Origin of the sequence: Gemmobacter megaterium (assembly GCF_900156815.1) — a bacterium.
Lineage (GTDB): Bacteria > Pseudomonadota > Alphaproteobacteria > Rhodobacterales > Rhodobacteraceae > Wagnerdoeblera > Wagnerdoeblera megaterium.
This window is the reverse complement of record NZ_FTOT01000009.1, coordinates 66,442-90,286: the sequence shown is the minus strand read 5'-3', so window position 1 is coordinate 90,286 and position 23,845 is coordinate 66,442. Positions and strand designations below refer to the sequence as shown.

General features: G+C 64.8%; 27 protein-coding genes and 1 tRNA gene. 17 read left to right on the top strand and 11 right to left on the bottom strand.

The window, feature by feature from the left end:
• Window positions 1–164 precede the first annotated feature (164 nt).
• Entirely contained in the window at window positions 165–581 is a 417-nt protein-coding gene (locus BW970_RS17225) for a FlgD immunoglobulin-like domain containing protein (RefSeq protein WP_144039001.1), read from the top strand.
• A gap of 52 nt (window positions 582–633) precedes the next feature.
• A complete protein-coding gene (locus BW970_RS17220; RefSeq protein WP_076533750.1) occupies window positions 634–1,233 on the top strand; it encodes an HD domain-containing protein in 600 nt (199 codons plus the stop codon).
• Here BW970_RS17220 and BW970_RS17215 read toward each other — a convergent pair.
• The 5 genes from BW970_RS17215 to BW970_RS17195 all read right to left on the bottom strand — a co-directional run bounded on the left by BW970_RS17215 (window position 1,230) and on the right by BW970_RS17195 (window position 5,015).
• Window positions 1,230–1,409, bottom strand: coding sequence for a Trm112 family protein (locus tag BW970_RS17215; protein WP_076533749.1), 180 nt, complete (start codon window positions 1,407–1,409; stop codon window positions 1,230–1,232). The two genes, BW970_RS17220 and BW970_RS17215, sit on opposite strands and share 4 nt — an antisense overlap.
• Window positions 1,406–2,050 (bottom strand): LON peptidase substrate-binding domain-containing protein, encoded by a 645-nt coding sequence (locus BW970_RS17210; RefSeq protein ID WP_076533748.1) that lies wholly within the window; start codon window positions 2,048–2,050, stop codon window positions 1,406–1,408. Before BW970_RS17210 ends, BW970_RS17215 begins: the two co-directional genes overlap by 4 nt.
• 78 nt (window positions 2,051–2,128) lie before the next feature.
• Window positions 2,129–3,037 (bottom strand): thioredoxin, encoded by a 909-nt coding sequence (trxA, locus tag BW970_RS17205; protein ID WP_076533746.1) that lies wholly within the window; start codon window positions 3,035–3,037, stop codon window positions 2,129–2,131.
• A 122-nt stretch (window positions 3,038–3,159) separates the two neighbouring features.
• Window positions 3,160–3,948: an exodeoxyribonuclease III gene (locus BW970_RS17200; RefSeq protein WP_076533745.1), complete on the bottom strand. Its 789-nt coding sequence runs from the start codon at window positions 3,946–3,948 to the stop codon at window positions 3,160–3,162.
• A 380-nt stretch (window positions 3,949–4,328) separates the two neighbouring features.
• Window positions 4,329–5,015, bottom strand: a complete 687-nt coding sequence (locus BW970_RS17195; protein ID WP_076533744.1) for a response regulator transcription factor — start codon at window positions 5,013–5,015, stop codon at window positions 4,329–4,331.
• Between the two features lie 177 nt (window positions 5,016–5,192).
• On the opposite strand from BW970_RS17195, the gene ribA reads away from it, so the two are divergent.
• Window positions 5,193–6,281 carry a GTP cyclohydrolase II gene (gene ribA / locus BW970_RS17190; RefSeq protein WP_076533743.1) on the top strand — a complete coding sequence of 363 codons (1,089 nt, stop codon included), beginning with the start codon at window positions 5,193–5,195 and terminating at the stop codon, window positions 6,279–6,281.
• A complete protein-coding gene (locus BW970_RS17185; protein ID WP_076533742.1) occupies window positions 6,278–6,790 on the top strand; it encodes a L,D-transpeptidase family protein in 513 nt (170 codons plus the stop codon). Before ribA ends, BW970_RS17185 begins: the two co-directional genes overlap by 4 nt.
• Window positions 6,791–6,903: 113 nt before the next feature.
• Here the strand turns inward: BW970_RS17185 and BW970_RS17180 are convergent.
• Window positions 6,904–6,979 (bottom strand) — tRNA-Ala (locus BW970_RS17180).
• A 138-nt stretch (window positions 6,980–7,117) separates the two neighbouring features.
• Between BW970_RS17180 and BW970_RS17175 the strand changes: the two genes are divergently transcribed.
• From BW970_RS17175 to lpxK, 3 genes are all read left to right on the top strand, one after another.
• The gene (locus tag BW970_RS17175) at window positions 7,118–7,363 is read left to right on the top strand and encodes a DUF4170 domain-containing protein (RefSeq protein ID WP_076533765.1); all 246 of its coding nucleotides are present in this window, start codon (window positions 7,118–7,120) and stop codon (window positions 7,361–7,363) included.
• Between the two features lie 101 nt (window positions 7,364–7,464).
• Window positions 7,465–8,574 (top strand): 3-deoxy-D-manno-octulosonic acid transferase, encoded by a 1,110-nt coding sequence (locus BW970_RS17170; RefSeq protein WP_076533741.1) that lies wholly within the window; start codon window positions 7,465–7,467, stop codon window positions 8,572–8,574.
• On the top strand, window positions 8,571–9,587 hold the full coding sequence (gene lpxK / locus BW970_RS17165; RefSeq protein ID WP_076533739.1) for a tetraacyldisaccharide 4'-kinase: 1,017 nt from the start codon (window positions 8,571–8,573) through the stop codon (window positions 9,585–9,587). Before BW970_RS17170 ends, lpxK begins: the two co-directional genes overlap by 4 nt.
• On the opposite strand, the gene BW970_RS17160 is transcribed toward lpxK, so the two are convergent.
• The 4 genes from BW970_RS17160 to puuE all read right to left on the bottom strand — a co-directional run bounded on the left by BW970_RS17160 (window position 9,588) and on the right by puuE (window position 13,835).
• Window positions 9,588–10,946: a uracil-xanthine permease family protein gene (locus tag BW970_RS17160; RefSeq protein WP_076533738.1), complete on the bottom strand. Its 1,359-nt coding sequence runs from the start codon at window positions 10,944–10,946 to the stop codon at window positions 9,588–9,590.
• A 67-nt stretch (window positions 10,947–11,013) separates the two neighbouring features.
• Window positions 11,014–11,496 carry an ureidoglycolate lyase gene (locus tag BW970_RS17155; RefSeq protein ID WP_076533736.1) on the bottom strand — a complete coding sequence of 161 codons (483 nt, stop codon included), beginning with the start codon at window positions 11,494–11,496 and terminating at the stop codon, window positions 11,014–11,016.
• Between the two features lie 99 nt (window positions 11,497–11,595).
• Window positions 11,596–12,438: a bifunctional allantoicase/(S)-ureidoglycine aminohydrolase gene (locus BW970_RS17150; RefSeq protein ID WP_076533735.1), complete on the bottom strand. Its 843-nt coding sequence runs from the start codon at window positions 12,436–12,438 to the stop codon at window positions 11,596–11,598.
• A complete protein-coding gene (puuE, locus tag BW970_RS17145; protein ID WP_076533733.1) occupies window positions 12,435–13,835 on the bottom strand; it encodes an allantoinase PuuE in 1,401 nt (466 codons plus the stop codon). The genes BW970_RS17150 and puuE overlap by 4 nt, the downstream gene beginning before the upstream one ends.
• A gap of 146 nt (window positions 13,836–13,981) precedes the next feature.
• On the opposite strand from puuE, the gene uraH reads away from it, so the two are divergent.
• Together uraH and BW970_RS17135 are read left to right on the top strand one after the other, a co-directional pair.
• Window positions 13,982–14,338, top strand: coding sequence for a hydroxyisourate hydrolase (gene uraH / locus BW970_RS17140; RefSeq protein WP_076533731.1), 357 nt, complete (start codon window positions 13,982–13,984; stop codon window positions 14,336–14,338).
• 131 nt (window positions 14,339–14,469) lie between these two features.
• Window positions 14,470–14,910, top strand: a complete 441-nt coding sequence (locus BW970_RS17135; protein WP_076533729.1) for a GNAT family N-acetyltransferase — start codon at window positions 14,470–14,472, stop codon at window positions 14,908–14,910.
• Here the strand turns inward: BW970_RS17135 and BW970_RS17130 are convergent.
• On the bottom strand, window positions 14,894–15,829 hold the full coding sequence (locus BW970_RS17130; protein WP_076533728.1) for a LysR family transcriptional regulator: 936 nt from the start codon (window positions 15,827–15,829) through the stop codon (window positions 14,894–14,896). The genes BW970_RS17135 and BW970_RS17130 overlap by 17 nt on opposite strands.
• Before the next feature lie 119 nt (window positions 15,830–15,948).
• Here BW970_RS17130 and BW970_RS17125 point away from each other — a divergent pair, with 119 nt between their 5' ends.
• The 8 genes from BW970_RS17125 (at window position 15,949) to BW970_RS17090 (ending at window position 23,791) form a co-directional block, all read left to right on the top strand.
• Complete coding sequence (locus tag BW970_RS17125) at window positions 15,949–17,379, top strand: NAD-dependent succinate-semialdehyde dehydrogenase (protein WP_076533726.1); 1,431 nt, start codon at window positions 15,949–15,951, stop codon at window positions 17,377–17,379.
• An 11-nt stretch (window positions 17,380–17,390) separates the two neighbouring features.
• Window positions 17,391–18,347, top strand: coding sequence for a dihydrodipicolinate synthase family protein (locus BW970_RS17120; RefSeq protein ID WP_076533724.1), 957 nt, complete (start codon window positions 17,391–17,393; stop codon window positions 18,345–18,347).
• Window positions 18,348–18,371: 24 nt separating this feature from the next.
• Complete coding sequence (locus BW970_RS17115) at window positions 18,372–18,920, top strand: 3-hydroxyanthranilate 3,4-dioxygenase (RefSeq protein WP_076533722.1); 549 nt, start codon at window positions 18,372–18,374, stop codon at window positions 18,918–18,920.
• 206 nt (window positions 18,921–19,126) lie between these two features.
• A complete protein-coding gene (locus BW970_RS17110) occupies window positions 19,127–20,281 on the top strand; it encodes an ABC transporter substrate-binding protein (protein WP_076533720.1) in 1,155 nt (384 codons plus the stop codon).
• Window positions 20,282–20,411: 130 nt separating this feature from the next.
• Window positions 20,412–21,326, top strand: a complete 915-nt coding sequence (locus tag BW970_RS17105) for a branched-chain amino acid ABC transporter permease (RefSeq protein ID WP_076533718.1) — start codon at window positions 20,412–20,414, stop codon at window positions 21,324–21,326.
• A 1-nt stretch (window position 21,327) separates the two neighbouring features.
• Window positions 21,328–22,341 carry a branched-chain amino acid ABC transporter permease gene (locus tag BW970_RS17100; protein ID WP_229740544.1) on the top strand — a complete coding sequence of 338 codons (1,014 nt, stop codon included), beginning with the start codon at window positions 21,328–21,330 and terminating at the stop codon, window positions 22,339–22,341.
• The gene (locus BW970_RS17095; protein ID WP_076533716.1) at window positions 22,338–23,096 is read left to right on the top strand and encodes an ABC transporter ATP-binding protein; all 759 of its coding nucleotides are present in this window, start codon (window positions 22,338–22,340) and stop codon (window positions 23,094–23,096) included. Before BW970_RS17100 ends, BW970_RS17095 begins: the two co-directional genes overlap by 4 nt.
• Window positions 23,090–23,791: an ABC transporter ATP-binding protein gene (locus BW970_RS17090; RefSeq protein WP_076533714.1), complete on the top strand. Its 702-nt coding sequence runs from the start codon at window positions 23,090–23,092 to the stop codon at window positions 23,789–23,791. The genes BW970_RS17095 and BW970_RS17090 overlap by 7 nt, the downstream gene beginning before the upstream one ends.
• Window positions 23,792–23,845 lie beyond the last annotated feature (54 nt).

The window sequence follows — 23,845 nt, the reverse complement described above, 5'->3', positions numbered from 1 at the left end:
ACACCGCGCTCGGCATCCCTGTCACAGAGCCCGTGGGATAAGTCTGTCCGGGGAAAGGGGAACCCCGGCCATCAGCCGATTTGTGCAACAGAGCCGGCGTGGAGCAGCAGATCCGTACAAATGACCACCTGTCCGGCCTGTCCGCGCAACTTGGGTTGACTACCATGTCGCAGTTGTCCGGCTGGATCGGCATGGAAGCACGTATCAGCGGACCGGCGCGGTTTGACGGCACACCAATCACTCTCTCGCCCAACCCACCGGCGCTGGCCGACTCCGCACAGTTGATCGTGCGCGATTCGACGGGGAACGAGGTTCAGCGGCTGCCGGTTGCCATCACCGCATCCGAGATCGCATGGCCTGGCACCGACAGCACAGGCACGCCGCTGCCCGATGGTGTGTACAGCTTTTACCTTGAAAGCCATTCGGCAGGATCGTCGCTGGGTCTGCAAGAGATGGAGCATTACGCCATCGTCCGAGAGGCGCAAGGTAACGGCGCTGGCGGCGTTCGCCTGGTGTTCGACGGCGGATTGTCAACCGACGCGACGGTCGCCACAGCCCTGCGCAAGCCCCCACAGCTTTGACAGCTTCGAGCCGCCCCGCTACACCAGCCCCGAACAGCAGAGCGGAGATACCATGAAACAGCCCCGCGCCTGGCAGCGGATGCTCTCGGGCCGCCGCCTGGACCTGCTGGACCCGACCCCGGTCGATATCGAGGTGGCCGATATTGCGCATGGTCTGGCGTTCGTCGCCCGCTGGAATGGCCAGACGATGGGGGACTGGCCTTATTCAGTGGCAGAACATTCCCTGTTGGTCGAAACGCTGTTCGCCCGCGCGAACCCCGACCAACCGGCACGCTGGCGCATGGCGGCCCTGCTGCATGATGCCCCGGAATACGTGATCGGCGACATGATCAGCCCGGTCAAGGCTGCGGTTGGCCCTGGCTACCTGGAGCTCGATTCCCGGCTGGCGGCTGCGATCCATATCCGCTTTGGCCTGCCCGCTGTCTTGCCCGCCCCCATAAAGCGGGCCATCAAGGCAGCAGACCGGATATCCGCCTGGCTCGAGGCCGTGCAGATCGCGGGGTTCAGCCAGGTAGAGGCCAGCCGCCTGTTTGGTCGCCCGGCACCCGCGCTGATTGACGGCCTGGATATCCGCCTGCACCCACCCGCACGGGTCCGGGCCGATTATCTGGCCCGTCACGCCGCCCTGCTGACAGACATGGATGCGCGCTAGTCGGTCTCTCGCGCCTCGCCCACCAGCATCACGGGAATGCCGCCGCGCACCGGGAACGCCAGATGCGCCGCGCGGCTGATCAGCTCCTGGCGCTCGGCATCCCAGGTCAGCGGCGCGCGGGTGACCGGACAGACAAGTTGTTCCAGCATCCGGCGATCAAAGGCAGGGTCGGTCATTGCATCGGTTCCTCGGTTCCGCCCGAACGCAAGGCGAATTCGATCAATGTCACCAGCGTTTCACGCCGGGTTTCCAAGGACGGCGCCTCCAGCAGTGCCTGCCGGTCTTCGGGCCCAAAGGGGCACAGCATGGACAGGGTGTTGATCAACAGCTCATCCCCGGCTTCGTCCAATGCGCCCCAGTCCGTGGACAAGCCGCGCGCCAGAAAGAAGCGGCGCAAGAGTGGCAGGAATGCCGCCCGCTGAAAGCCCGGATCCACCTCAGCCCCTCCACGGTCACGCCCGAAAGGCGCCCAATCGACCTTGGCCCGACGATAGGGCGTGAACCCCTGCACCTCGTCGCGCAGCCGGAACCGGGAGATGCCGGTCAAGGTGATCATGTAGCGCCCGTCCTCCGTTTCGGAAAACCCTGTCAGGCGCCCGACGCAACCGATGGCATGAAGGCGGGCCGCCTCGCCATCGGGCACCTCGCGGGGCTGGATCATGCCGATCAACCGTTCGGGCGTTTTCATGCAATCTTCGGTCATTGCAAGGTAGCGCGGCTCGAACACATGCAGCGGCAGCCGCCCGCGCGGCAGCAAAAGCGCGCCCGCGAGCGGAAAGATCGGGATCACATCTGGCAGATCGCCCAGTCGTTTCACCTTGGAACCCTGCCCGTTCGTTTCACCTTGCACACCGTGCCCCAAGACGGCGCGGAGGGCAGCCCCCCGCGTCGCCGGTCACGAAAAGATCATCGACGACAGCTTGCGCCGTCCCTTGAGCACGATCGGATCCCGCGGCTTCAGCGCCTCGAAGATGGTGAACAACTGCGCCTTGGCCGCGCCTTCGTTCCATTCCCGGTCGCGGCGGAACAGATCCAGCAGTTCGTCTACGGCGGCCTCGACATCCCCATTGGCGTGCAGCGCCAAAGCCAGATCGAACCGTGCCTGAAGGTTCGCCGGATCAGCCTCGACCGCGCCCCGCAGCTCGGCCACCGGACCCGCCTGCGCCGCCTGACGGGCAAGTTCCAGTTGCGCGCGTGCCGCTTCGACCTCTTTCGACTTCGCCATATCGGGCGCGACAGCGGCCAGCAACTCGGCGGCGCGGTCCAGTTCCCCAAGCGTGATCGTCGCCCGCACCAGCCCGCCAAACGCAGCAGGATTTCCGGGTTCTTCGTCAAGGATCGCGGCAAAGGTCTCTGCCGCATCGGTCGCAGCACCCTCGGCCAACATCTGCTCGGCCGCCGCGAGTGCATCGGCAAGACCGCCATCCCCGGCCAGCGCGCCCACGCGCTCGACGAACTGCTTCAGTTCCGAGGCCGGCAAGGCGCCTTGAAACCCATCCACGGGTTGCCCTTGCCAAAAGGCATAGACGGTCGGAATGGATTGAATGCGCAGTTGCCCCGCAATCATCTGGTTCTGATCGACGTCGATCTTGACCATGCGCACCTTGCCGTTCGCCGCGGTCACTGCCGCCTCCAGCGCGGGCCCCAAGGTCTTGCACGGGCCGCACCAGGGCGCCCAGAAATCGACGATGACCGGAACCTCGCGGCTGGTTTCGATCACATCCTGCATGAAGGTGGCTTCGCTGCCGTCCTTGACCAGACCGGCCGTCGCCGCCATTGGCTTCGCTTCTCCAAACCCGAGCATGACGCCCTCCTCAATTCCATTGCGTCCTATATGCGCGCCGGCCCTGCGCCTGCCAAGGGGCAAGCGGCGGGTCCGCGCACAGGACGGTATCCGGCGCAGGGCCGGACAGACGGCGGCGGGACCTACAGGTCGAAGCTGGCGAACACCGGCGCGTGATCGCTGGGCTGTTCCCACCCGCGCGCTGCGCGCAGAATCCTGCTGGAATGTCCGGCATTGGCAATATCCGGGGTGGCCCAGACATGATCCAGACGCCGCCCCTTGTCGGCGGCATCCCAGTCCGGGCTGCGATAGGACCACCACGAATACAACTGCCCCTGCGGGATGTCCTGTCGGGTGATGTCCACCCATCCACCCGCCTCCTGCACCGCGCCAAGCGCCTCGACCTCGACCGGCGTATGCGACACGATCTTCAGCAGCGCCTTGTGATTCCAGACATCGTCTTCGCGCGGGGCGATGTTCAGATCTCCCACCAGGATCGCACGGTCCGGGCGCTGCCAGTGGAAATGGTCGCGCATCTCGGACAGGAAATCCAGCTTCTGGCCAAATTTCACATTCTGCTCCCGGTCGGGGACATCGCCGCCGGCAGGCACATAGAAGTTGTGTATCGTGACCCCGTTTTCCATCTGCGCCACAACGTGGCGGGCATGGCCAAGACCGGCAAAGTCGCGGTCGCCCGCATCCATGATCGGCAGTTTCGACAGGATGGCGACGCCGTTATAGCCCTTTTGCCCACGGGCCACGATGTAGCGATACCCCAGGGCGTGAAACGCCTCGACCGGCATCTTGTCCAGCGGTGTCTTGATTTCCTGCAGGCACAGCACGTCCGGCGCCTCGTCCGTCAACAGCCGACTGACCAGCGCCTCGCGCAGGCGGACCGAGTTGATGTTCCAGGTGGCGAGGGTAAAGGGCATGGCGGTCTCCGGCGTGACTTGGCGCAACCATAGCCGTCCATACCCCCGACGGCCAGCACGAAAAGAGAACGCGCCCGCCATAAAAGAACGCCCCGGCGCCAAGGCGTCGGGGCGAGGTCCAACAGGGAGGTATCCACTCATACAACTGTAGGCTGAACGCTGAACTTGGCAAGGGGTTCCCGCAGGAAACGGAATGACGTTACGTCACTGTGACAAATTCGGCCCAGACCCAGGCCGAAAAAAGCCCGGACCAAAGGTCCGGGCCAAGTCCAACAGGGAGGTGCCGCAACATGACCCCGTTGCGGCCAGGGGAACTGTTCGGGGAAACGATCCCCGGATGGATATGGGGATAGCCTGCAATTTCGGCAACACTGTGACACTCAGACAGCGAGTTTGTAACCACCGCTTTCTGTGACCAGCAGCCGGGCATTCGAGGGATCGGGCTCGATCTTCTGGCGCAGGCGGTAGATATGGGTCTCCAGCGTATGGGTCGTGACCCCGGCGTTATAGCCCCAGACCTCGTGCAGCAGAACGTCACGCGCCACCACCTGCTGACCTGCGCGGTACAGGAACTTGAGGATGTTGGTTTCCTTTTCCGTCAGGCGCACCTTTTTTTCCTTGGCGTCCACCAGCATCTTCTGCGCGGGCTTGAAGGTATAGGGGCCTAGCTGGAATACCGCATCCTCGGATTGCTCGTGCTGGCGCAGCTGCGCCCGGATGCGGGCCAGCAGCACGGCAAACTTGAACGGCTTCGTGATGTAATCGTTTGCACCCGCGTCCAGGCCGAGGATCGTGTCGGCATCGGAATCGTGCCCGGTCAGCATCAGGATCGGCGATTTGATACCCGCCTTGCGCATCCGCTTGCACAACTCGCGCCCGTCGGTGTCGGGCAGACCGACATCCAGGATGATCAGGTCGTGGTGCTGTTCCTTGGCCTTTTCCAGCCCGTCCGCGCCGTTCCCGGCTTCGAACACGTCGAAATCCTCGGTCATCACCAGTTGCTCGGACAGCGCCTCGCGCAGGTCGTCGTCATCGTCGACCAGCAGGATTTTCCGAAGGTTTGCCATGGGGGCCTCCTTGTTCCAGTATCGGGAACGTGAGCGTCCGGGTGGCCGCTTTCAAGTTTTGCGACAGCCGGTCACGGTCTCGTGTCGAAATAGCCCGGATTGTTTCAGTTTCCGACACTGCCCCCGCCCCTTGCCCCGCGCGGCCACCAAGGCTATCGCTGGACCGAGGAGCCCGACATGACCCTTGCCCCCACTCTGCCCGAACGGCTGAACCGCGCCCGCGCCGATCTGCGCATGGGCCTGCCGGTCATCCTGAGCGGAGAGGGAGCCGCGATACTGGCGGCGGCGGTCGAGACGCTGGATGCGGACCGGCTGGGCGATATGCGCAGTCTTGGCGCCCCGGTTCTGGCCATTACCGCACGACGGGCAGAGACGCTGAAAGCCCGCGCCTATGATGGCGATCTGGCGCGCATTCTGGTGCCCGGCGACGCAGGTCTGGGGTGGCTGCGGGCAGTGGCAGATCCCAAGGATGATCTGTCGATGCCGATGAAGGGGCCATTTGCCACGCTGCGCGAGGGCTCTGCCGCACTTTGCCGTGCGGCAATCGCGCTGGCCAAGACGTCGCAATTGTTGCCCGCCGTGCTGACGGTGGCGATCAGCGATGGCCAGGCCTTTGCCCAGCGCCATGGCCTGACCTTCCTGCCGCTGGCCGAGGCAGAGCCCGAACTGTTCCGCACCGGCCCCCTGCACCCCGTCGTATCGGCGCGGGTGCCCATGGTCGCGTCGCAAGCCGGGCGGGTGCACATCTTTCGCCCCGAAGATGGCAGCATCGAACACTATGCCATCGAGATTGGGCAGCCCGACCGGAACGCACCCGTTCTGGCCCGATTGCACTCGGCCTGTTTTACCGGCGATGTGCTGGGCAGCCTGAAATGTGACTGCGGGCCGCAACTGCGCGCGGCGCTGGCCCAGATGGGGCACGAGGGGGCGGGCGTGCTGTTGTATCTGAACCAGGAAGGGCGCGGGATCGGGCTGGCCAACAAGATGCGCGCCTATGCGTTGCAGGATCAGGGCTTCGACACCGTAGAGGCCAACCACCGGCTGGGCTTCGAAGATGACGAACGCGATTTCCGCATCGGCTCTGGCATCCTGCGCGAAATGGGGTTTGCCAGGGTGCGGCTGATGACAAACAATCCCGCCAAGGTCGCCATGATGCAGGCCCAGGGGCTGGACGTGACAGAGCGCGTCCCGTTGAAGGTGGGCGAAACCGCACAGAACCGCGCCTATCTGGCGACCAAGGCCGCAAAATCGGGACATTTGCTATGATCGCACGCGCAACAGATATTGTCGTAACTCCGATGGGCGCCCGCTTCATGGGTCAACTCTATCCATGCACGGTGGGTCGGGGCGGCGTGGTCGATGCCGGCATCAAACGCGAAGGCGATGGCGGAACGCCGACCGGGATCCATGCCATCGGTCCAATCCTCTACCGCCCGGATCGCATCGCGTGCCCTGTGCCGGGCGCCTATCCCATCGGCCCCGGCGATCTGTGGTCCGACGCCGCCGGGGACGCCGCCTATAACCAACTGGTGCGCGCGCCCTACCGCCACAGCCACGAGGTGCTGCGCCGCGCCGATCCGATGTATGATCTGGTCGTGGTAACAGGATGGAACTGGCCCGTCGCCGAAGCGGGCCGGGGGTCGGCGATCTTCATCCACCAGTGGCGGCGACCCGGCGCCCCGACAGCCGGCTGCATCGGCTTTTCCCGCGAAAACCTGCACCGGATCGTGCGACGGCTTGCCCCGGACAGCCGACTGGTCGTCCTGCCACGGTAACGCCGCGGCCATCTGCACATCCCGCAAGATACCACAAGGCCAGCGCATCCGCGCAGCATGACCGCCCAAGGCCCCGGCGATTCACCCACCCGTCTCGACTGCAAGATTTTGACTGGTGGAGCAGAGGGGGATCGAACCCCTGACCTCGTCATTGCGAACGACGCGCTCTCCCAACTGAGCTACTGCCCCGGTCGACGAAGTTCTTGCGCACAGTGGCCATGTTGTCAAGCGTACAGGATGCATCTGGAAACCGGCGGCGGGTGGCACAGCTTGACGCTGCGGGCACATGCGCTAGGCTTGGCGCAGATTACCGCGAAGGAGCCGGCCATGACCCAGCGACTGCATCTCGTGTTCGGGGGCGAATTGGTGGACCCCGGCAGCACCGAATTCCGCGATGTCGACCAGATCCATGTTGTCGGCATGTTTCCCGACTACGCCACCGCCTTCAAGGCATGGAAGGCCGAAGCCCAGCGAACGGTCGACAACGCGCATATGCGGTATTTCATCGCGCATCTTCACAGGCTGCACGACGAAGCGCAACCGGCAAGCGCCACGTCGGAACTCGGCGGCTGAAACGGCGGGACCACAGCGTGCTACCGGCGATACTTCGCCTTTACCGTGCATTGCACGGGGAACCGGACTCTGGCGCCGGGACCGGCTGGCCTGCCCGGCCTATGGGTCGCGTCGCATGGCTTCATGCCCCTGCGCCGCCTGCCGCGCGGGGGCTTGGCCCGCTTGCCCAGGGACTGATCGAGCGCGGATTGGTCGACGCGGCCGTCGTGACCTGCGCAGAGCTTGGCGAGTGTCCGGGCGGAACGGTCGTCCCGCCCCCCAGCGATCGCCCCAAGGATGTTGCGGCCTTTCTCGATCATTGGCGGCCTGATATCGGGATCTGGGCCGATGGCGGGTTGCGGCCGGTCTTGCTGCACACTGCCGCAGCACGGGGGCTGCCCATGATTCTGGTGGATGGACGGGCGCCCGACCTGCCGGGCGCAGGATGGTGGCTGCGGCTGATGCCGGGCCTTATGGCCCCTTTCCGCCACGTGCTGGTTCAGGATGATACGGCCCGCCGCCTGTTTCTGCGCGCGGGCGCATCTGCCGATGCCGTGCAGGTCACGGGTCCGCTGGAGGTGCCATCCCGGTTCCTTTCGGTGAACGAGGCCGAGCGCGCCGCACTGGCCAGAACCATCGGAACCCGCCCGGTCTGGCTGGCCATGGGCGTGCCCGAAGGCGAGGAAGACGCCATCGCCGCCGCCCATCTGTCGGCCCTGCGCAGCGCGCACCGTCTGCTGCTGATCCTTGTGCCGGACTCGCTTGATCGCGCTGCGGCGCTTTCGTCCCGCTTCAGCGGGCAGTTCGGGCTGGAAACCGCCCGACGCTCTTGCGAAGATGAACCGAACGAGGACGCGCAGGTCTATCTGGCAGATACCGACGGGGAACTGGGATTGTGGTATCGGCTTGCCCCCATGACATGGTGCGGCGGTACGCTGACAGGGCCGGGGCCGTTGCGCCATCCGTTCGAGGCTGCGGCCATGGGATCGGCCATCATTCACGGGTTGGAAACCGGACCCGAGACCGAAAGCTTCGAGCGGCTGCGCCGGGCCGGGGCCAGCCGCGTCGTGCGCGCACCCGCCGACCTGGGCGACGCGGTCGGTGAACTCTTGTCAACCGACCGTTGCGCACGGCTGGCACAGGCGGCCTGGACCGTATCCTCTGCAGGGGCCGAGGCGACGCAGCTTGCGCTGGACATGGCCACACAGATGATGAAGCGCCCCAAGGGATGAGCCACGCCCCCGCATTCTGGTTCACACCGCCGGATCGCCCAGCCTGGCAAGCGCGGCTGCTGACCCCTCTGGGCACTGTTTACGCCGCCGCCGTGGCGCGACGGCTTGCGCAGGGCGGGCCGGGATATCGCGCCGCCGTGCCCGTCATCTGCATCGGCAACCTGAACGCCGGGGGGACGGGCAAGACACCGACCGCCATTCTGCTGATCGAGCGGATGGCGGCACGCAAGCTGACAGTTGCCGTGGTCAGCAGGGGGTATGGCGGGCGGCTGACCGGCCCTGTGCGGGTCGATCCGGCCATCCATACGGCGGCCGATGTCGGAGACGAACCTCTGTTGCTGGCCGCCTTTGCCCCGACCTATGTCGCCCGTGACCGGGCCGCTGCCGTGCGGATGGCCGAAGCCGGCGGGGCGCAGGTCGTGCTGCTGGATGACGGGTTCCAGAACCCAGGCGTTGCCAAGGATCTGTCCATCGTCGTCGTCGATGCGGCGCGCGGCTTTGGCAATGGCCGATGCCTGCCAGCCGGGCCGCTGCGCGAGCCGGTGCCTCGCGGCCTTGCACGGGCCGACCTGGTGCTGAGCATCGGTTCGCCTGCCGCGCAACTGCGGTTTACCAGCCAATGGGGCGCGGCCGCAGGACATCTGCCACGCCAGCAGGCCGAGTTGCGCCCCTTGCAGATGGGCATGGGCTGGCAGGGCGAGCGGGTGATCGCCTTTGCCGGGATCGGCCATCCGGAGAAGTTCTTTGCCACGCTTGCAGAGGAGGGCGCCGACCTGGTGGGAACCGTGGCGCTGGGGGACCATCAACCCTATGCCCCTGCGCTGCTGACCAGACTGGAAAATGAGGCCCGCCTGAAGCGCGCGCAGCTTGTCACGACAGAGAAAGACGCCGTCCGGCTGCCCGCCACCTTTCGCCGCAAGGTGCTGACCCTGCCCGTGCGACTGGCCCTTGCGCCGCAAGCCGACCCCGGCCTCGCGCCACTGGATGCGGCGCTGGACCGGATCCTGGCCTGATCAGTCGCCCAGATCCTCGGGCAGCACGAGATTGAGCGTGATGGCGATGGCCGCTGCGGGCAACAGTCCCGAGGTCAGCAGGATCTGCGCGGTCTGGCCAACATGTTGCAGCGCCGAGGGCTCCAGCTGCAAGCCAAGGCTGACCGAAAGGGCGGTCGCAAAGATCACCATGTTGCGACGGTTCCAGCGCACCTCTGACAGCATGTTGACCCCAGCGGCGCAGACCATGCCGAACATCACGATGACACCGCCCCCCAGCACGTTGATCGGCACCGTATTGATGGCGGCGCCCACCTTGGGCAACAGACCACACAGGATAAGAAACAGCGCGCCCACGGTGACGACATGGCGGCTCATCATGCCGGTCATAGCGACGAGGCCGACGTTCTGGCTGAACGAGGTGTTGGGCAAACCACCGAAGACACCGGCAAGCGCACTGCCAGCGCCATCTGCGAAGGTGGCACCCGAAACCTCGCGGTCGGTCGCCTCGCGCCCGGCACCCCCCTTGGTGATCCCCGATACATCGCCCACCGTTTCAATGGCCGAAATCACCGCCATGAAACACATGCCGAGGATGATGGCAAAGTTGAACTCGAACCCCCATTTGAATGGCACCGGCACGGCGAACCAGCCCGCCCGTTCGATGGGCGTAAAGTTGACCTGGCCCATGGCAAGGGCGACGACATAGCCGGCCAGAATGCCGATCAGCACCGCAGCAACGGCCAGAAATCCACGGGTGAAGAACTTCACCAGCAAGGTGACGACAACCACGACCAGTGCAGGCGTCCACATGGCCAGGCTGCCGAACTCGGGCTTGCCCATCAGCGGCACGCCGCCTGCCGCGTACTGGATGCCGACCTTGACCAGCGCGAGGCCGATCATCAGCACGATCAATCCTGTCACCAAGGGCGGCAGGGCATGACGGATGCGTCCGATCACGAAGCCCAGACAGAAGTGGAACAGCCCGCCGATGACAATTCCGGTCATCAACCCCGACAGGCCTGCCGTGCCCAGCCCTGCCACCGCCGGAATCATCACGGGAACAAAGGCAAAGGACGTGCCCTGCACGATCGGCAACCGCGCACCGACTGCCCCGAACCCCACAGATTGCAACAATGTGGCGATCCCGGCAAACAGCATGACCATCTGGATCATGTAGGTCATGTCGGGAAATCCAAGCGCCGCCTGATCGGAGCCAAAGCCGATGCCCGCCGCGCCGCAGACGATGATCGCCGGTGTCACGTTGGAAACGAACATCGCCAGCACATGCTGGATCCCCAGCGGCACCGCCCGCGCAAGCGGCGGCATGTAATCCGGGTCGCGCAACTGCGCAGCGGTATCGGCAGCGGCCTTGGCCATGGAACTCTCCCTCGGGGGTGATTATGCCGGATCGCGCCCCCCGAAGCCGCGCACCCTCTGGGCCCTGTCAGGGGGCAAGCACCGTCCATGGCTGGCCATAGCGGAATTCTTCGACGTTGGGCGTCGGGCCGATGCGATCCACGACGGCGAACAGCCCTGGCGCGTGCAAGGGCGTCAACACGCCATGCCAGGTGCCACGCCGCAGGTTGATCCCCTGTGCGCCGCTGGTCAGAAAAGCGCGCGGCACCGCCTCGGGACCATCGCTGACGATGACGAGGAACGGATGCTGTGTCATCGGCAGAAACGCCTGGCTGCCCTCGGGGTGGCGCTCGATCAGATCAAAGCTGTAGGGCAGCGAACGGGGACGAGCCTGGAACAGCGAAATGCCCGCCCGGCCATCCGGGCCGAAATCCAGTCGGGCGCGGTCGGTGTGGCGCTGGCACCAGCCCTCGTTGATCAGGCGGAAATCATCGCCGCTGGCCTCCAGAACCTCGCCATAGGGGGCGAAGGCCTGGGCGGTGAGGGGGGCGGGGGTGAGGATGCGCGTCATATCATGCGGTCCGCTTGTGACGGGCGCCGGGGGTTTCACACCCCCGGACCCCCGTGGGGTATTTCAGGCAAGATGAACAGGCCGCGCCTATGGCGCAGGTCATCGGGGTGGGCCGAAGGCGCCGGGGCCGCGCAATCTGGCGTGGCGGTTGACGTCCTTGTAGAGGAGATAGCGAAATGGACCGGGTCCAGCGGCATAGCAGGCCTGCGGGCAGTAGGCGCGCAGCCACATGAAATCGCCGGCCTCGACCTCGATCCAGTCCTGGTTGAGCTTGTAGACGGCCTTGCCTTCGAGGACGTAGAGGCCATGCTCCATGACATGGGTTTCCTCGAACGGGATGACACCGCCGGGCTGGAAGGTGACGATGTTGACATGGGCATCGTGACGCAGATCCTCGGGATCGACAAAGCGGGTGGTGCCCCAGCGGTCCTGGGTATCGGGCATCCAGCGCACCGGGGTTTCGCGGTCGGATGTCACGAAGGCCTCGGGGGCGGGCACGTCCGGGGCGGGTTCATACAATTTGCGCAGCCAGTGGAAGCGGGTGGGGGACGGGCCTTCGGCCAGCAGGGTCCAGCGCGATCCTGCGGGAATGTAGGCATAGGCGCCCTGTTCCACATCATGGCCGGTGCCGTCGATGGTCAGGGTTGCCAGACCTTCGGTGATGAACAGCCAGTGCTCGGCGCCAGGTTCGGCATCGGGGCTGTCGGAGCCGCCGCCGGGCTGCACCTCCATGACATACTGGCTGAAGGTTTCGGCAAAGCCCGACATGGGCCGCGCGATCAGCCACAGCCGGGTCTTGCGCCAGCCGGGCAGATAGCTTGTCACGATGTCGGAAAAGCATCCGCGCGGGATGACGGCATAGGCCTCGGTGAAGACGGCGCGCTGGGTCATCAGCGCGGTCTGGGGCGGCAGGCCGCCTTTGGGGGTATAATAGCCGCTCATCTCAGCATGTCCTGAAGCCGAAGTTCTGCAATGCGTTCCACCTGTTTGCATGCGGTGGTGAATTCGGTGGCGGTGTCGTTGGCAATGCGCGCGGAAAAGGCCGCCAGGATCGACGCCTTGGTATTGTCACGCACCGCGATGATGAAGGGAAAGCCGTGCTTGGCGACATAGCTGGCGTTCAACTGCTGAAAGCTGGCGCGTTCGTCATCGGTCAGGGCATCCAGCCCAGCGCTGGCCTGTTCGTGAGTCGACTCCGGGGTCAGGCGCCGGGCCAGGGCCAGCTTGCCGGCCAGATCGGGGTGGGCGCGCAGCACGCCCATGCGCTCCTCGGCACTGGCAGAGCGGAACATGCGGCACAACGCATTGTGGACGCCAGTCGCGCTGTCATGGGCCGGGCCGAGTTCCAGATTCCAGGCGCGATCGGCAATCCAGGGGGAATGTTCGAACACCCCGCCGAACCGTTCGACAAAGCGGTCGCGGGTCATCTGGCTGGGGCGTTCGCGGCGGCGGTGCGGGTGATGCGCCGCCCAATGTGCCGCGATCTGGCTGCGGGTGGCGAACCAGGCGCCGCCCCTGGCCGCCACGTGATCGAGAAAGCGGACCAGCCCGGCAATCTTGCCTGGCCGCCCGATCAGCCGGCAATGCAGCCCGATAGAGAACATGCGCCCGCCTTCGGCATGGAGCGTGTCGAAGCTGTCGATCAGATATTGCCCGAAGTCCTGGCCTGTCACCCAGCCGGGCGCAGTGGCGAAGCGCATGTCATTCGCCTCGAGCGTATAGGGGATGATCAGTTGATCCCGGTCGCCGGATTCGGCCCAATAGGGCAGGTCGTCGTCATAGGTATCCGAGATCCAGGGCAGGCCCAGCTCCGATGTCAGCCGCACGGTGTTGACCGAGCAGCGCCCCGTGTACCAGCCGGTCGGGGGGCTGCCCACCACTTCGGTATGCAGGCGCACGGCTTCGGCGATCTGGCGGCGTTCCTCGTCTTCGGGCATGTCACGGTGATCGACCCACTTGAGGCCGTGGCTCGCCATATCCCAGCCTGCTGCCGTCATCGCTGCCACCTGTTCGGGGGCGCGGGCCAGTGCGCTGGCAACGCCGTAGATGGTGACAGGCAATGCGCGTTCGGTGAAGAGCCGGTGCAGGCGCCAGAACCCGGCGCGGGCGCCGTAGTCGTAAATCGATTCCATGTTCCAGTGCCGCAGTCCCGGCCAGGGGGCGGCACCGGCGATGTCGGACAGGAACGCCTCGGAGGCGGCATCGCCATGCAGGACCGAGTTCTCGCCGCCCTCCTCGTAGTTCAGCACCAGGCTGATTGCCACGCGGGCGCCGCCTGGCCAGTTTGCGGCTGGCGGCGTCGCGCCATGGCCGGTGAAGTCGCGGGGGTAACGCTGCATGACGGGCTCCTGTCAGGACATGTTCTGGATAGCGCAGGACGGGGCCTGCGGCTTTCAAAAACTTCCGATAGCTGTTTTCGCGGTGTCGGGCGGTAGCAATGCGGGCAGCCTTGCGGCACAGTGGCGCAAAAGCAGGAGGATGCCTTATGGCCGGATGGCTGACCACCCATGTGCTGGACACCGCCCGCGGCTGTCCGGCGGCCGGGTTGAAGATCGCGCTGTATCGGGTGTCGGGCAACAGTCACCGCAAGCTCGTCGAGATGGTGACGAACGCGGACGGGCGCACCGATGCGCCCATCCTGCCGGCAGAGGCGTTCAAGCCCGGCACCTATGAGCTGGTATTCTTTGCCGGCGCATATCTGCGCGAAAGCGGACAGGCCGGGGCGGAACCGCTGTTTCTGGACGAAGTGCCGATCCGCTTTGGCATGAGCGATCCGGGGGCGCATTATCATGTGCCGCTGCTGCTGTCGCCCTATGGCTATTCGACCTATCGCGGATCCTGAGCGCCGCAGCGGGGGCGATCTGGCACAGAAGGCCAGACCCTCCAGGATATCCGGGGCAAAGCGAGGAGGCGCGGGGTTGCGGTTTGCCCGGATGTCGGCAAGGGTCGGGCAAGACAGCCAGGGAGGCCACGATGAGCGTCACCATTCGACCACTTCGGCAAGAGGACGAGGCCCAGTGGCGCCGGTTGTGGACCGGCTATCTGGAATTCTATGACTCCTCTGTGCCGGACGCGGTTTATGCGGCCACATTCGCCCGTTTGATCGACCCGGAGCACAACGAGCGCGGCGCCTTTGTTGCCGAGCAGGACGGGGCGCTGATCGGGCTGGTCCACTACATCTATCATGCGCACAACTGGCGGCTGGAGGATGTGTGTTACTTGCAGGATCTGTATGTCGATCCTGAGGTGCGCGGCACGGGCGCCGGGCGCAAGCTGATCGAGGCTGTCTATGCCGAGGCAGACCGCAACGGCACGCCGTCGGTCTACTGGATGACGCAGCATTTCAACACCACCGCCCGGCAGTTGTATGACCGGATCGCCACCTTGACGCCGTTTCTCAAGTATCAGCGCTGAGATCCTGCGCGGCCGTGTCGCGCAGCGCGCGGATGAACACCTCGGCCGCAGGGGTCAGACGCCCGCCCGCCCGCGTGGAGATGCCGATGGGGCGGCGCGTTTGCGCCAGATCGACCGGCAGGATGACGCAGGCGCCGCCCCGCGCCTCCATCCGTGCCAGTTCCACCGGCCAGACCGTCAGGTAATCGGTGCGCAGCAGCAATTCGCGGTTGGCAAGCACCGACATGGATTCGACATCCCCCGACGGTGCGCGCAAGCCTGCCTCGCGGAACGCCTCGTCCACCTGGCGGCGCAGGGTCGTTTCCGGGCGAGGCAGGATCCAGCGTTCCGCGACCATATCCGACAGCGTCAGAGCCGCCCGCGAGGCCAGGGGATGGCCACTGCGCGCAACGACGGCGGCATGATCTTCCAGCAACGCTTCCTGTTCTATGCCGTCGCGTTCCCGGTAAACCGGCAGGCGACCGACGACGAGATCTATGGTTGCGTTGCGCAACTGGGGCAGAAGGCTGTCGTTCGTCCCTTCGACAATCCGCACAACCAGATTTGGCCGCGCCGCCTTGACCCGGACGATGGCGCGCGGCAGCAACAGGGCCGAGGCCGCCAGCAGCGTGCCGACCACCACGGTCCCACTTGATCCGTCGCGCAGGTCGGCCAGTTCCTGTTCGGCATGATTGAGCTGCGCCAGGATGACCTGGGCATGGGCGATCAGCGCGGTGCCCATCGTCGTGGGCAGCACGCCGCGGTTGGTCCGTTCGAACAACGGGGCGGCCACGGTCGCCTCGACATCCTGGAGGGCCTTGGTCACTGCGGATTGCGTCATGTTCATCGCTTGTGCCGCCCGCACCAGATTGCCCTCGCGGGCGATCACCACGATCAGGCGCAGGTTGCGCAGGGTCATGCGGGACTCGAGCAGGCTCATGTTTGATATTCCCGTGGGGAATATCAGGCTAACGCCAATTCACTTGATCGGAAAGCCCCATCGGCGCAGGGTCAACGCCAGCAGGTGGCCCCGGCCACGGACGAACCCGCAGGTGAGACATGAGCTATCCAGACCTTCAGCTGTATATCGGCGGCCAGTGGCGCAAGACGACCGAGACCATTCCGGTACTGAACCCGTCGGATGAATCGGTGCTGGGCGCCCTGCCCGTCGCCTCGACCGCAGATCTGGATGATGCGCTGGAGGCGGCGGACAAGGGGTTTCGCATCTGGAGCCGTATGGCGCCGCGGGTGCGGGGTGACATCTTCCTGAAAGCCTGCGCCATCATGCGGGGCCGGATCGACGAGATTGCCCGCGCGATCACGCTGGAGCATGGCAAGCCGTTCCAACAGGCGCGGATGGAGGTGATCCGGGGCTGCGAGTTCTTTGAATGGGACGCCGCCGAAGGGCAGCGGATGTATGGCCGCGTCGTGCCGTCCGAGGCGGGCATCCGCTATATCGTGGTGCGCCAGCCGGTGGGGACGGTTGCGGCTTTCAGCCCCTGGAACTTCCCGATGAGCCAACCCGCGCGCAAGATCGCAGGTGCGCTGGCGGCGGGGTGTTCGATCATCCTCAAGGCCGCCGAGGAAACCCCGGCGGGGGCAGTCCACATTGCGCGGGCGTTCCACGAGGCAGGTCTGCCAGCGGGGGTGTTCAACCTGGTGTTCGGGCGCCCGGCCGAGATTTCGGGCTATCTGATCCCCAAGGATCAGGTGCGGCTGGTCGCCTTTACCGGATCGACCGCGGTGGGCCGCCATCTGACCGAAATGGCAGCCAGCGCCATGACCCCGGTGCTGATGGAACTGGGCGGCCATGCCCCGGTGATCGTCTGCGACGATGCCGATGAGGTGCGGGCCGGCACCCTGTCGGCCGAACGCAAATACCGCAACGCCGGGCAGGTCTGCACCTCGCCCACCCGGTTCTTTGTGCATGAGTCGAAATTCGCCGCCTATACCGATGCCTTTGTGGCGCGGGCGAGGGCCACGGTCACTGGCGACGGGTTCGATCCTGCCACCGAGATGGGCCCGGTTGCCAACGACCGCCGGTTGATCGCGCTGCAGACGCTGGTCGATGATGCCGTGGCCAAGGGGGCGCGGCTGCTGGCCGGGGGGCACCGGATCGGCAACCGGGGCTATTTCTGGGCGCCGACCGTGCTCGCCGATGTGCCCTATACCGCGCGGGTGATGCAGGAAGAGCCCTTTGGCCCGCTGGCGGTGATCAACCCGATCAAGGATCTGGACGAAGGCATCCTGCGCGCCAATGACCTGCCGTTCGGTCTGGCCGGATACGCCTTTACCCACAGCGCCGCCAATGTGGACCGGCTGATCGACGGGATGGAGGTCGGCAACCTGTCGATCAACACGCTGGAGGCATCCGTGGCCGAGGTGCCCTTCGGCGGCGTCAAATATTCCGGCTATGGCCGCGAAGGCGGGGCCGAGGGGCTGGACCACTACACCATCATCAAGAACGTCTCGCACAAAATGGCGTTCTGAGGGAGGATACAATGAAATATACCCGCAAGGATGCCAAGGCCCATGCCTTTGCCAACATGAAGGGCATCTGGGCCGCCGCGCTGATGCCGTTCAAGGACGACCTGTCGATTGACGAGGACGGGTTTCGCCGCAACATGGATCACTGGATCGACGATCTGGGGATCGACGGCTTCTTCATCGCCGGAAAACAGGGCGAGTTCTTTTCCATGTCGGTGGACGAGCGCAAACGCTGCTTTGACCTGGCGGTCGAGGCGGCGGGCGGGCGGGCGCAGACCATCATGTCCTGTTCCGATCAGAACATGGATGTGGTGATCGACCTTGCCAGACATGCCCAGGCCAGCGGGGCCGATTACATCGTGGTTCATGCCCCCGTGCTGCATTTCTTCAAGCAGCAGGATGAAACGCTGATCCGCTATTACGAAACCATCGCGTCACAGGTCGATATCGGTATCGCGCTGTGGTCGCATCCCGACAGCGGCTATCTGATGTCGCCCCAACTGTGCAACCGGCTGGCCGATATAGATACGGTTGTGGCGATCAAATATTCGGTCGAGCGCGAGATGTACAAGGAACTGACCCGGCTGGCCGGGGACCGGATCATCGTCTCCACGGCCTCCGAAGAGGAATGGCTGGACAACATCCTTGAACTGAACTGGCAGCTCTACCTGTGTTCCTCGCCGCCCTATCTGATCCAGACGGCCGCGGACCGGCGGATGCGCGACTACACCGACCTGGCTTTCGCCGGCAAGGCAGACGAGGCGCGCCGTCTCCGCGACAGCCTGGACCTGGTGCGCCATGCGCTGAAATCCACCCGTCCGGCGGAAAAGCCGCACAGCCATCAGAAATACTGGCAGGAACTTCTGGGCCAGACCGGCGGCCACGTGCGCCCGCCCTGTCTGGAACTGACCGATGACGAACGCGCGACCACCCGCAAGGCGTTTGACGCCTGCGGCCTGAAACTTGCATGATCCGATAACGACAGGGAGATCCGCATGGCACGCCTGCAAGCCTTCAACTTCCAGAAATGGATCGACGAACACAAGCATCTGCTGAAACCCCCGGTGGGCAACCAGATGGTGTTCAAGGACGCCGATCTGATGGTCACGGTGGTCGGTGGTCCGAACCAGCGCACCGACTACCATGACGACCCGGTCGAGGAATTCTTCTACCAGCTCAAGGGCGACATGCTGCTGAAGCTGCATGATACCAGCACGGGCGAATTCTACGATGTGCCGATCCGCGCAGGTGATATCTTTCTGCTGCCCGCCCATATCCGCCATTCGCCCCAACGCCCGCAGGAAGGCTCCATCGGTCTTGTGATCGAACCGGCGCGGCCCGAGGGGTTGCTGGATGCGGTGGAATGGTATTGCTTTGAATGCAACGCCCGCGTGCATCGGGCCGAGGTCGATCTGGAATCCATCGTCGATGACCTGCCCCCGATCTACAAGGCGTTCTATGCCGACGAAAAGGCACGCACCTGCCCGAACTGCGGCACGATCCATCCGGGCAAGGTGCCGCCCGAAGGCTGGGTCAAGCTGTAAGCGAATCGGCTTGCCAAGCGTCTGCGCATCGTGCAGCGTCGCGTTATGTGCTGGATTTTCGAAAATATCACGGGAATTCAGCCCAATTCTACATCGAAACAGCCGTCGGGTGGGGAAATTATTTCATACTTGAAATAGTCTCCGCCCCGCGGCATCATCGCTGTCAATCACCAGCACCGAAAAGGTGCGCCCACAGGGAGACGACCATGAAAAAACTGCTTTCCGCAGCCAGTCTGCTTGCGCTTACCGCGATGCCCGGCTGGGCCGATCCGGTCAAGATCGGGATGATCACCACGCTGTCGGGCCCCGCCGGCTATATCGGCGAACAGATCCGCGATGGCTTTCAGCTTGCCATGGACCGCGAAGGCGGCAAACTGGGCGGCAAAGAGGTTGAACTGATCGTCGAGGACGACGCGCTGAACCCCGGCAACGGGCGCCAGATCGCGGAAAAATTCGTCAACGACATGGATATCAAGCTGCTGACCGGGATCGTGTTCTCGAACGTCGCGGGCGCGGTGGTGCCGGATGTGGTGGACAACGGCGCCTTCTACCTGTCGCCGAACGCCGCGCCTTCGGGTCTGGCGGGCAAAGGTTGCAACGAGAACTACTTTACCATCGCCTGGCAGAACGACTCGCTGCACGAGGCAACCGGCGCGGCCGCCAAGGCCCTGGGCTATAAAAAGGCCGTGGCGCTGGCCCCGAACTATCAGGCTGGCAAGGATGCCATCGCCGGATTCAAGCGCATGTTCGGCGGCGAAGTCGAAGAGATCTTCACCCAGCTCGACCAGACCGACTTTGCCTCGGAAATGGCCCGCATCCGCGCCGCCAACCCCGAGGTGGTGTTCCAGTTCCACCCCGGCGGCATCGGCATCGCCTTTCTGAAACAGTACCAGCAGGCCGGGCTTCTGGGTGCCATTCCGATGGTGCTGTCGGAACCCTCGATCGACGGCGTGATCCTGAACGCTGTGGGCGATGCGGCCATCGGGCTGACGGGCACCTCGCACTGGGGCGCGGATTTCGACAACGAAGCCTCGAAGGAATTCGTCGCCGCGTGGACGGGCAAGTTCGGCGACCGCCCGCTGACCTACTATGCGCAGCAGTCCTATGACACCGGCCTGCTGATCGCCTCGGCCCTCGCCAAGGCCGACGTAGAGGATGCCGATGCCTTCCGCGAGGCACTGCGCGCGGCTGACTTCGCCTCGACCCGCGGCAATTTTGCCTTTGGCCCGAACCAGCATCCGGTGCAGGACTGGTACATGGTTGAAGTCACCGCAGGCCCCGATGGCAAGCCGGTGACAGTGACCAAGGACAAGATCATCGAAAGCTACGGCGACATCTACGCCGCCGAATGCAAGATGTAAGGTGCCTTCGGGGGCGGCCAGGCGCCGCCCCCGAACTGTCCTTGCCCCTTCGCTCTGATCCAAATATCCCCGCCGGAGGTTCCTGCCCTGTCCTGGGGCGCCTCCGACCGGCCTTTTGCGCGGCGGTGACATGATCCTCATCCTCGAACAGTTACTCAACGGGCTTCAATACGGCGTCATGCTGTTCCTGATGGCCGCGGGCCTGACCCTGATCTTCGGAATCATGGGGGTCATCAATCTGGCACATGGCTCGCTCTTCATGGTTGGCGCCTATGCGGGCACCATGGCGGCCGCAGCGACGGGCAGCTTCTGGCTGGGCATTCCGGTCGCACTGGTGACAGCCGCCGTCGTCGGCTTTGCCATAGAGGCGCTGGTGATCCGGCGGCTCTATGCCCGCGACCACCTGGATCAGGTGCTGGCCACCTTTGCGCTGATCCTGCTGTTCAACCAGGCCATCACATGGGGCATCGGGCGGCAGCCGGTGTTCATCGCCATTCCAGAGGGGCTCGCAGCCCCGGTCGAGCTGTTGCCCGGCCTGTTCTATCCGCCCTACCGGCTGGTGATCATCGCAGCGGGGCTGCTGGTGGCCTTTGGCCTGTATCTTCTGATCAACCGTACCCGCATCGGGATGCTGGTGCGCGCCGGTGCCACCAACCGCGACATGGTGCGCGCACTGGGGGTCGATATCCGGCTGCTCTATACGATCGTCTTCGGGCTGGGGGCGCTGCTGGCCGGGTTTGCGGGTTACATGGCGGGCCCGATCAGCGCGGTTCAGGTCGGCATGGGCGAACAGATCCTGCTGGCCACATTCGTTGTGGTCGTCGTCGGCGGCGTCGGCTCGATCAAGGGCGCCTTTGTCGCCGGGATCGTGCTGGGGGTGATCGACACCATGCTACGCGCCTTCCTGCCCGGCATCCTGCGCAGTGTCATGCCCGCGTCCGAGGCCGATGCGCTGGGGATCGGCATCGCCTCGATGGGCATCTATCTTCTGATGGCGCTGGTGCTGCTTGTGCGGCCCAAGGGCCTGTTCGCGGCAGGAGGCTGACATGAGCACACAGTCACAGGAAATGAAGTCGCTCGGCGTAAAGATCGCCGTCGCCCTTGCCGCTGCCGTGCTGCTGGCGGTGCCGTTCCTTACCGATTTCATCGGCGGAAATTCGGCACTGTCGCTGATCACGCGGATTCTGATCTATTCCATCGCCGCTGCGAGCCTGAATTTCGTCCTGGGCTATGGCGGCATGGTCAGCCTGGGCCATGCGGCATTCTTCGGGATCGGCGGATATGTCGTCGGCCTGATGTTCGTGCATTACACCGATGAAACCCCGCTGCTTGGCTTCATTCCCGGATCGAACCAGTTGATGGTCACAATTCCGGCGGCCATCCTCGTTTCGGGACTGCTGGCCTTCATCATCGGCGCGCTCAGCCTGCGGACAGGCGGCGTCCAGTTCATCATGATCACGCTGGCCTTTGCCCAGATGATCTTTTTCTTCTTCGTCTCGCTCAAGGCCTATGGTGGCGAAGATGGCATCATCATCCGCCGGACGAACGAGTTCCTGGGCCTGAACATGCGGGACCGGATGACCCTGTACTATGTGGTGCTCGGGTTCTGGGTGCTGTTCATGCTGGCCCTGTGGCGGGTGATCCATTCGTCCTTTGGCACCGTGCTGCGCGGAATGCGCCAGAACGAACGCCGCATGGCCGCGCTTGGCTTTGCCCCCTATCGCTACAAGCTCTATGCCTTTGTCCTGTCGGGCATGGGGTGCGGGCTGGCCGGGGCGCTGATGGCGAACTTTCTGCGCTTTGCCAGCCCCGACATGCTGCACTGGACCAAATCCGCAGCCGTGATGACCATGGTGATCCTGGGTGGCGTGGGGTCGTTCTTTGGCCCGCTGCTGGGCACCGCTGCCTATCTGGTGCTGGAAACCGAGCTGGCGGCGCTGACCGAATACTGGCAGTTCTGGCTGGGCCTGATCCTGATGGCGGTGGTCCTGGGCACCAAGGGCGGGCTGAATGCGCTGGTTGCGCGGGGCGTGGCATTGATTTTCCGGGGGCGCACATGAGCAACGCAATTCTGGAGGTCAAGGGCCTGGTCAAACGCTTTGGCGGGCTGACAGCGACCGACAGCGTCACGCTGGACGTGCGGCCCGGCGAGGTCCATGCCCTGATCGGCCCCAATGGCGCGGGGAAATCCACGCTGATCAACCAGCTTTGTGGCGAACTGGCACCGGATGAGGGGCAGGTGTTTCTGGCCGGAACCGAAGTCACGGCCATGGACGTTCCTGCCCGTGTGGCCCTTGGTCTGGGGCGGACATTCCAGATCACCAACCTGTTGAATGACATGACGGTGCGGGAAAACATCGCCATGGCGGTTCAGGCGCGCGCGGGCCACAACTTCCGCATCTGGGATGTCGTGCGACGGCGCCGCAAACTGTGGTCCGAGGCCGAAGCCCTGCTGGATGGCACGCCGCTGGAGCACCGGGCCCATGTTCCGGTGGCAGGGTTGAGCCATGGCGAGAAGAAGCAACTGGAGCTGCTGGTCGCCCTGGCCCGCAAGCCGCAGATCCTGCTGCTGGACGAACCGATGGCGGGTCTTGGCCATGCCGAAAGCCAGGAAATGGTGATCCGCCTGCGCGACGTGGCGCAGACGATGCCCATGCTGCTGGTAGAGCACGACATGGAGGCGGTCTTTGCCCTGGCGACCCGTATCTCGGTTTTGGTCTACGGGCGTATCATCGCCACCGGAACGGTGGACGAAATCCGCACCAATGCCGAGGTGCGCGAGGCCTATCTGGGCGCGGAGGACGAATTGTGCTGAACGTATCGGGACTATCCGCCGCCTATGGGGCCAGCCAGGTGTTGTTCGACGTCTCGCTGGACATCCGTGAAGGCGAGGTCGTTACCTTGCTGGGCCGCAATGGCATGGGCAAGACAACCACCGTCCGCTCGATCATGGGGCTTGTGGCGCCGAAAGGCGGCGGGGTGCAATTCGAAGGCCAGCCGGTCGCGGGCCTGTCGCCCGAAAGGATCGCCCGCATGGGGGCCGGGCTGGTGCCCGAGGGGCGGCAGGTCTTTGCCACCTTGACCGTGCGGGAGAATCTGGTCGCCACCGCCTCGAACCGGCTGAAGCGCAACGACCCCTGGACGCTCCAAAAGGTCTATGACCTGTTCCCCCGACTGGGGGAACGCGCAGGCCAGATGGCCGGCACGCTGTCGGGTGGGGAACAACAGATGCTGGCGGTGGGCCGCGCGCTGATGACCAACCCGCGGCTGCTGATCCTGGACGAGGCGACCGAAGGGCTGGCCCCGGTGATCCGCACCGAGATCTGGCATGTGATCGAACGGCTGAAGGCACAAGGCCAGTCGATCCTGCTGATCGACAAGAATCTGGGTGTGCTGAAACGGCTGGCAGACCGGCACTACATCATCGAGAAGGGCCGGACCGTATGGTCGGGAACGGGCGCCGACCTGGAACGGGACGCGGCGACCGTGCAGGGCTACGTCGGACTATAGCGCGGCTGGAGACTGTCGGGGCGGGGCGTTTCCACCCCGGCCCACCGCAGGATA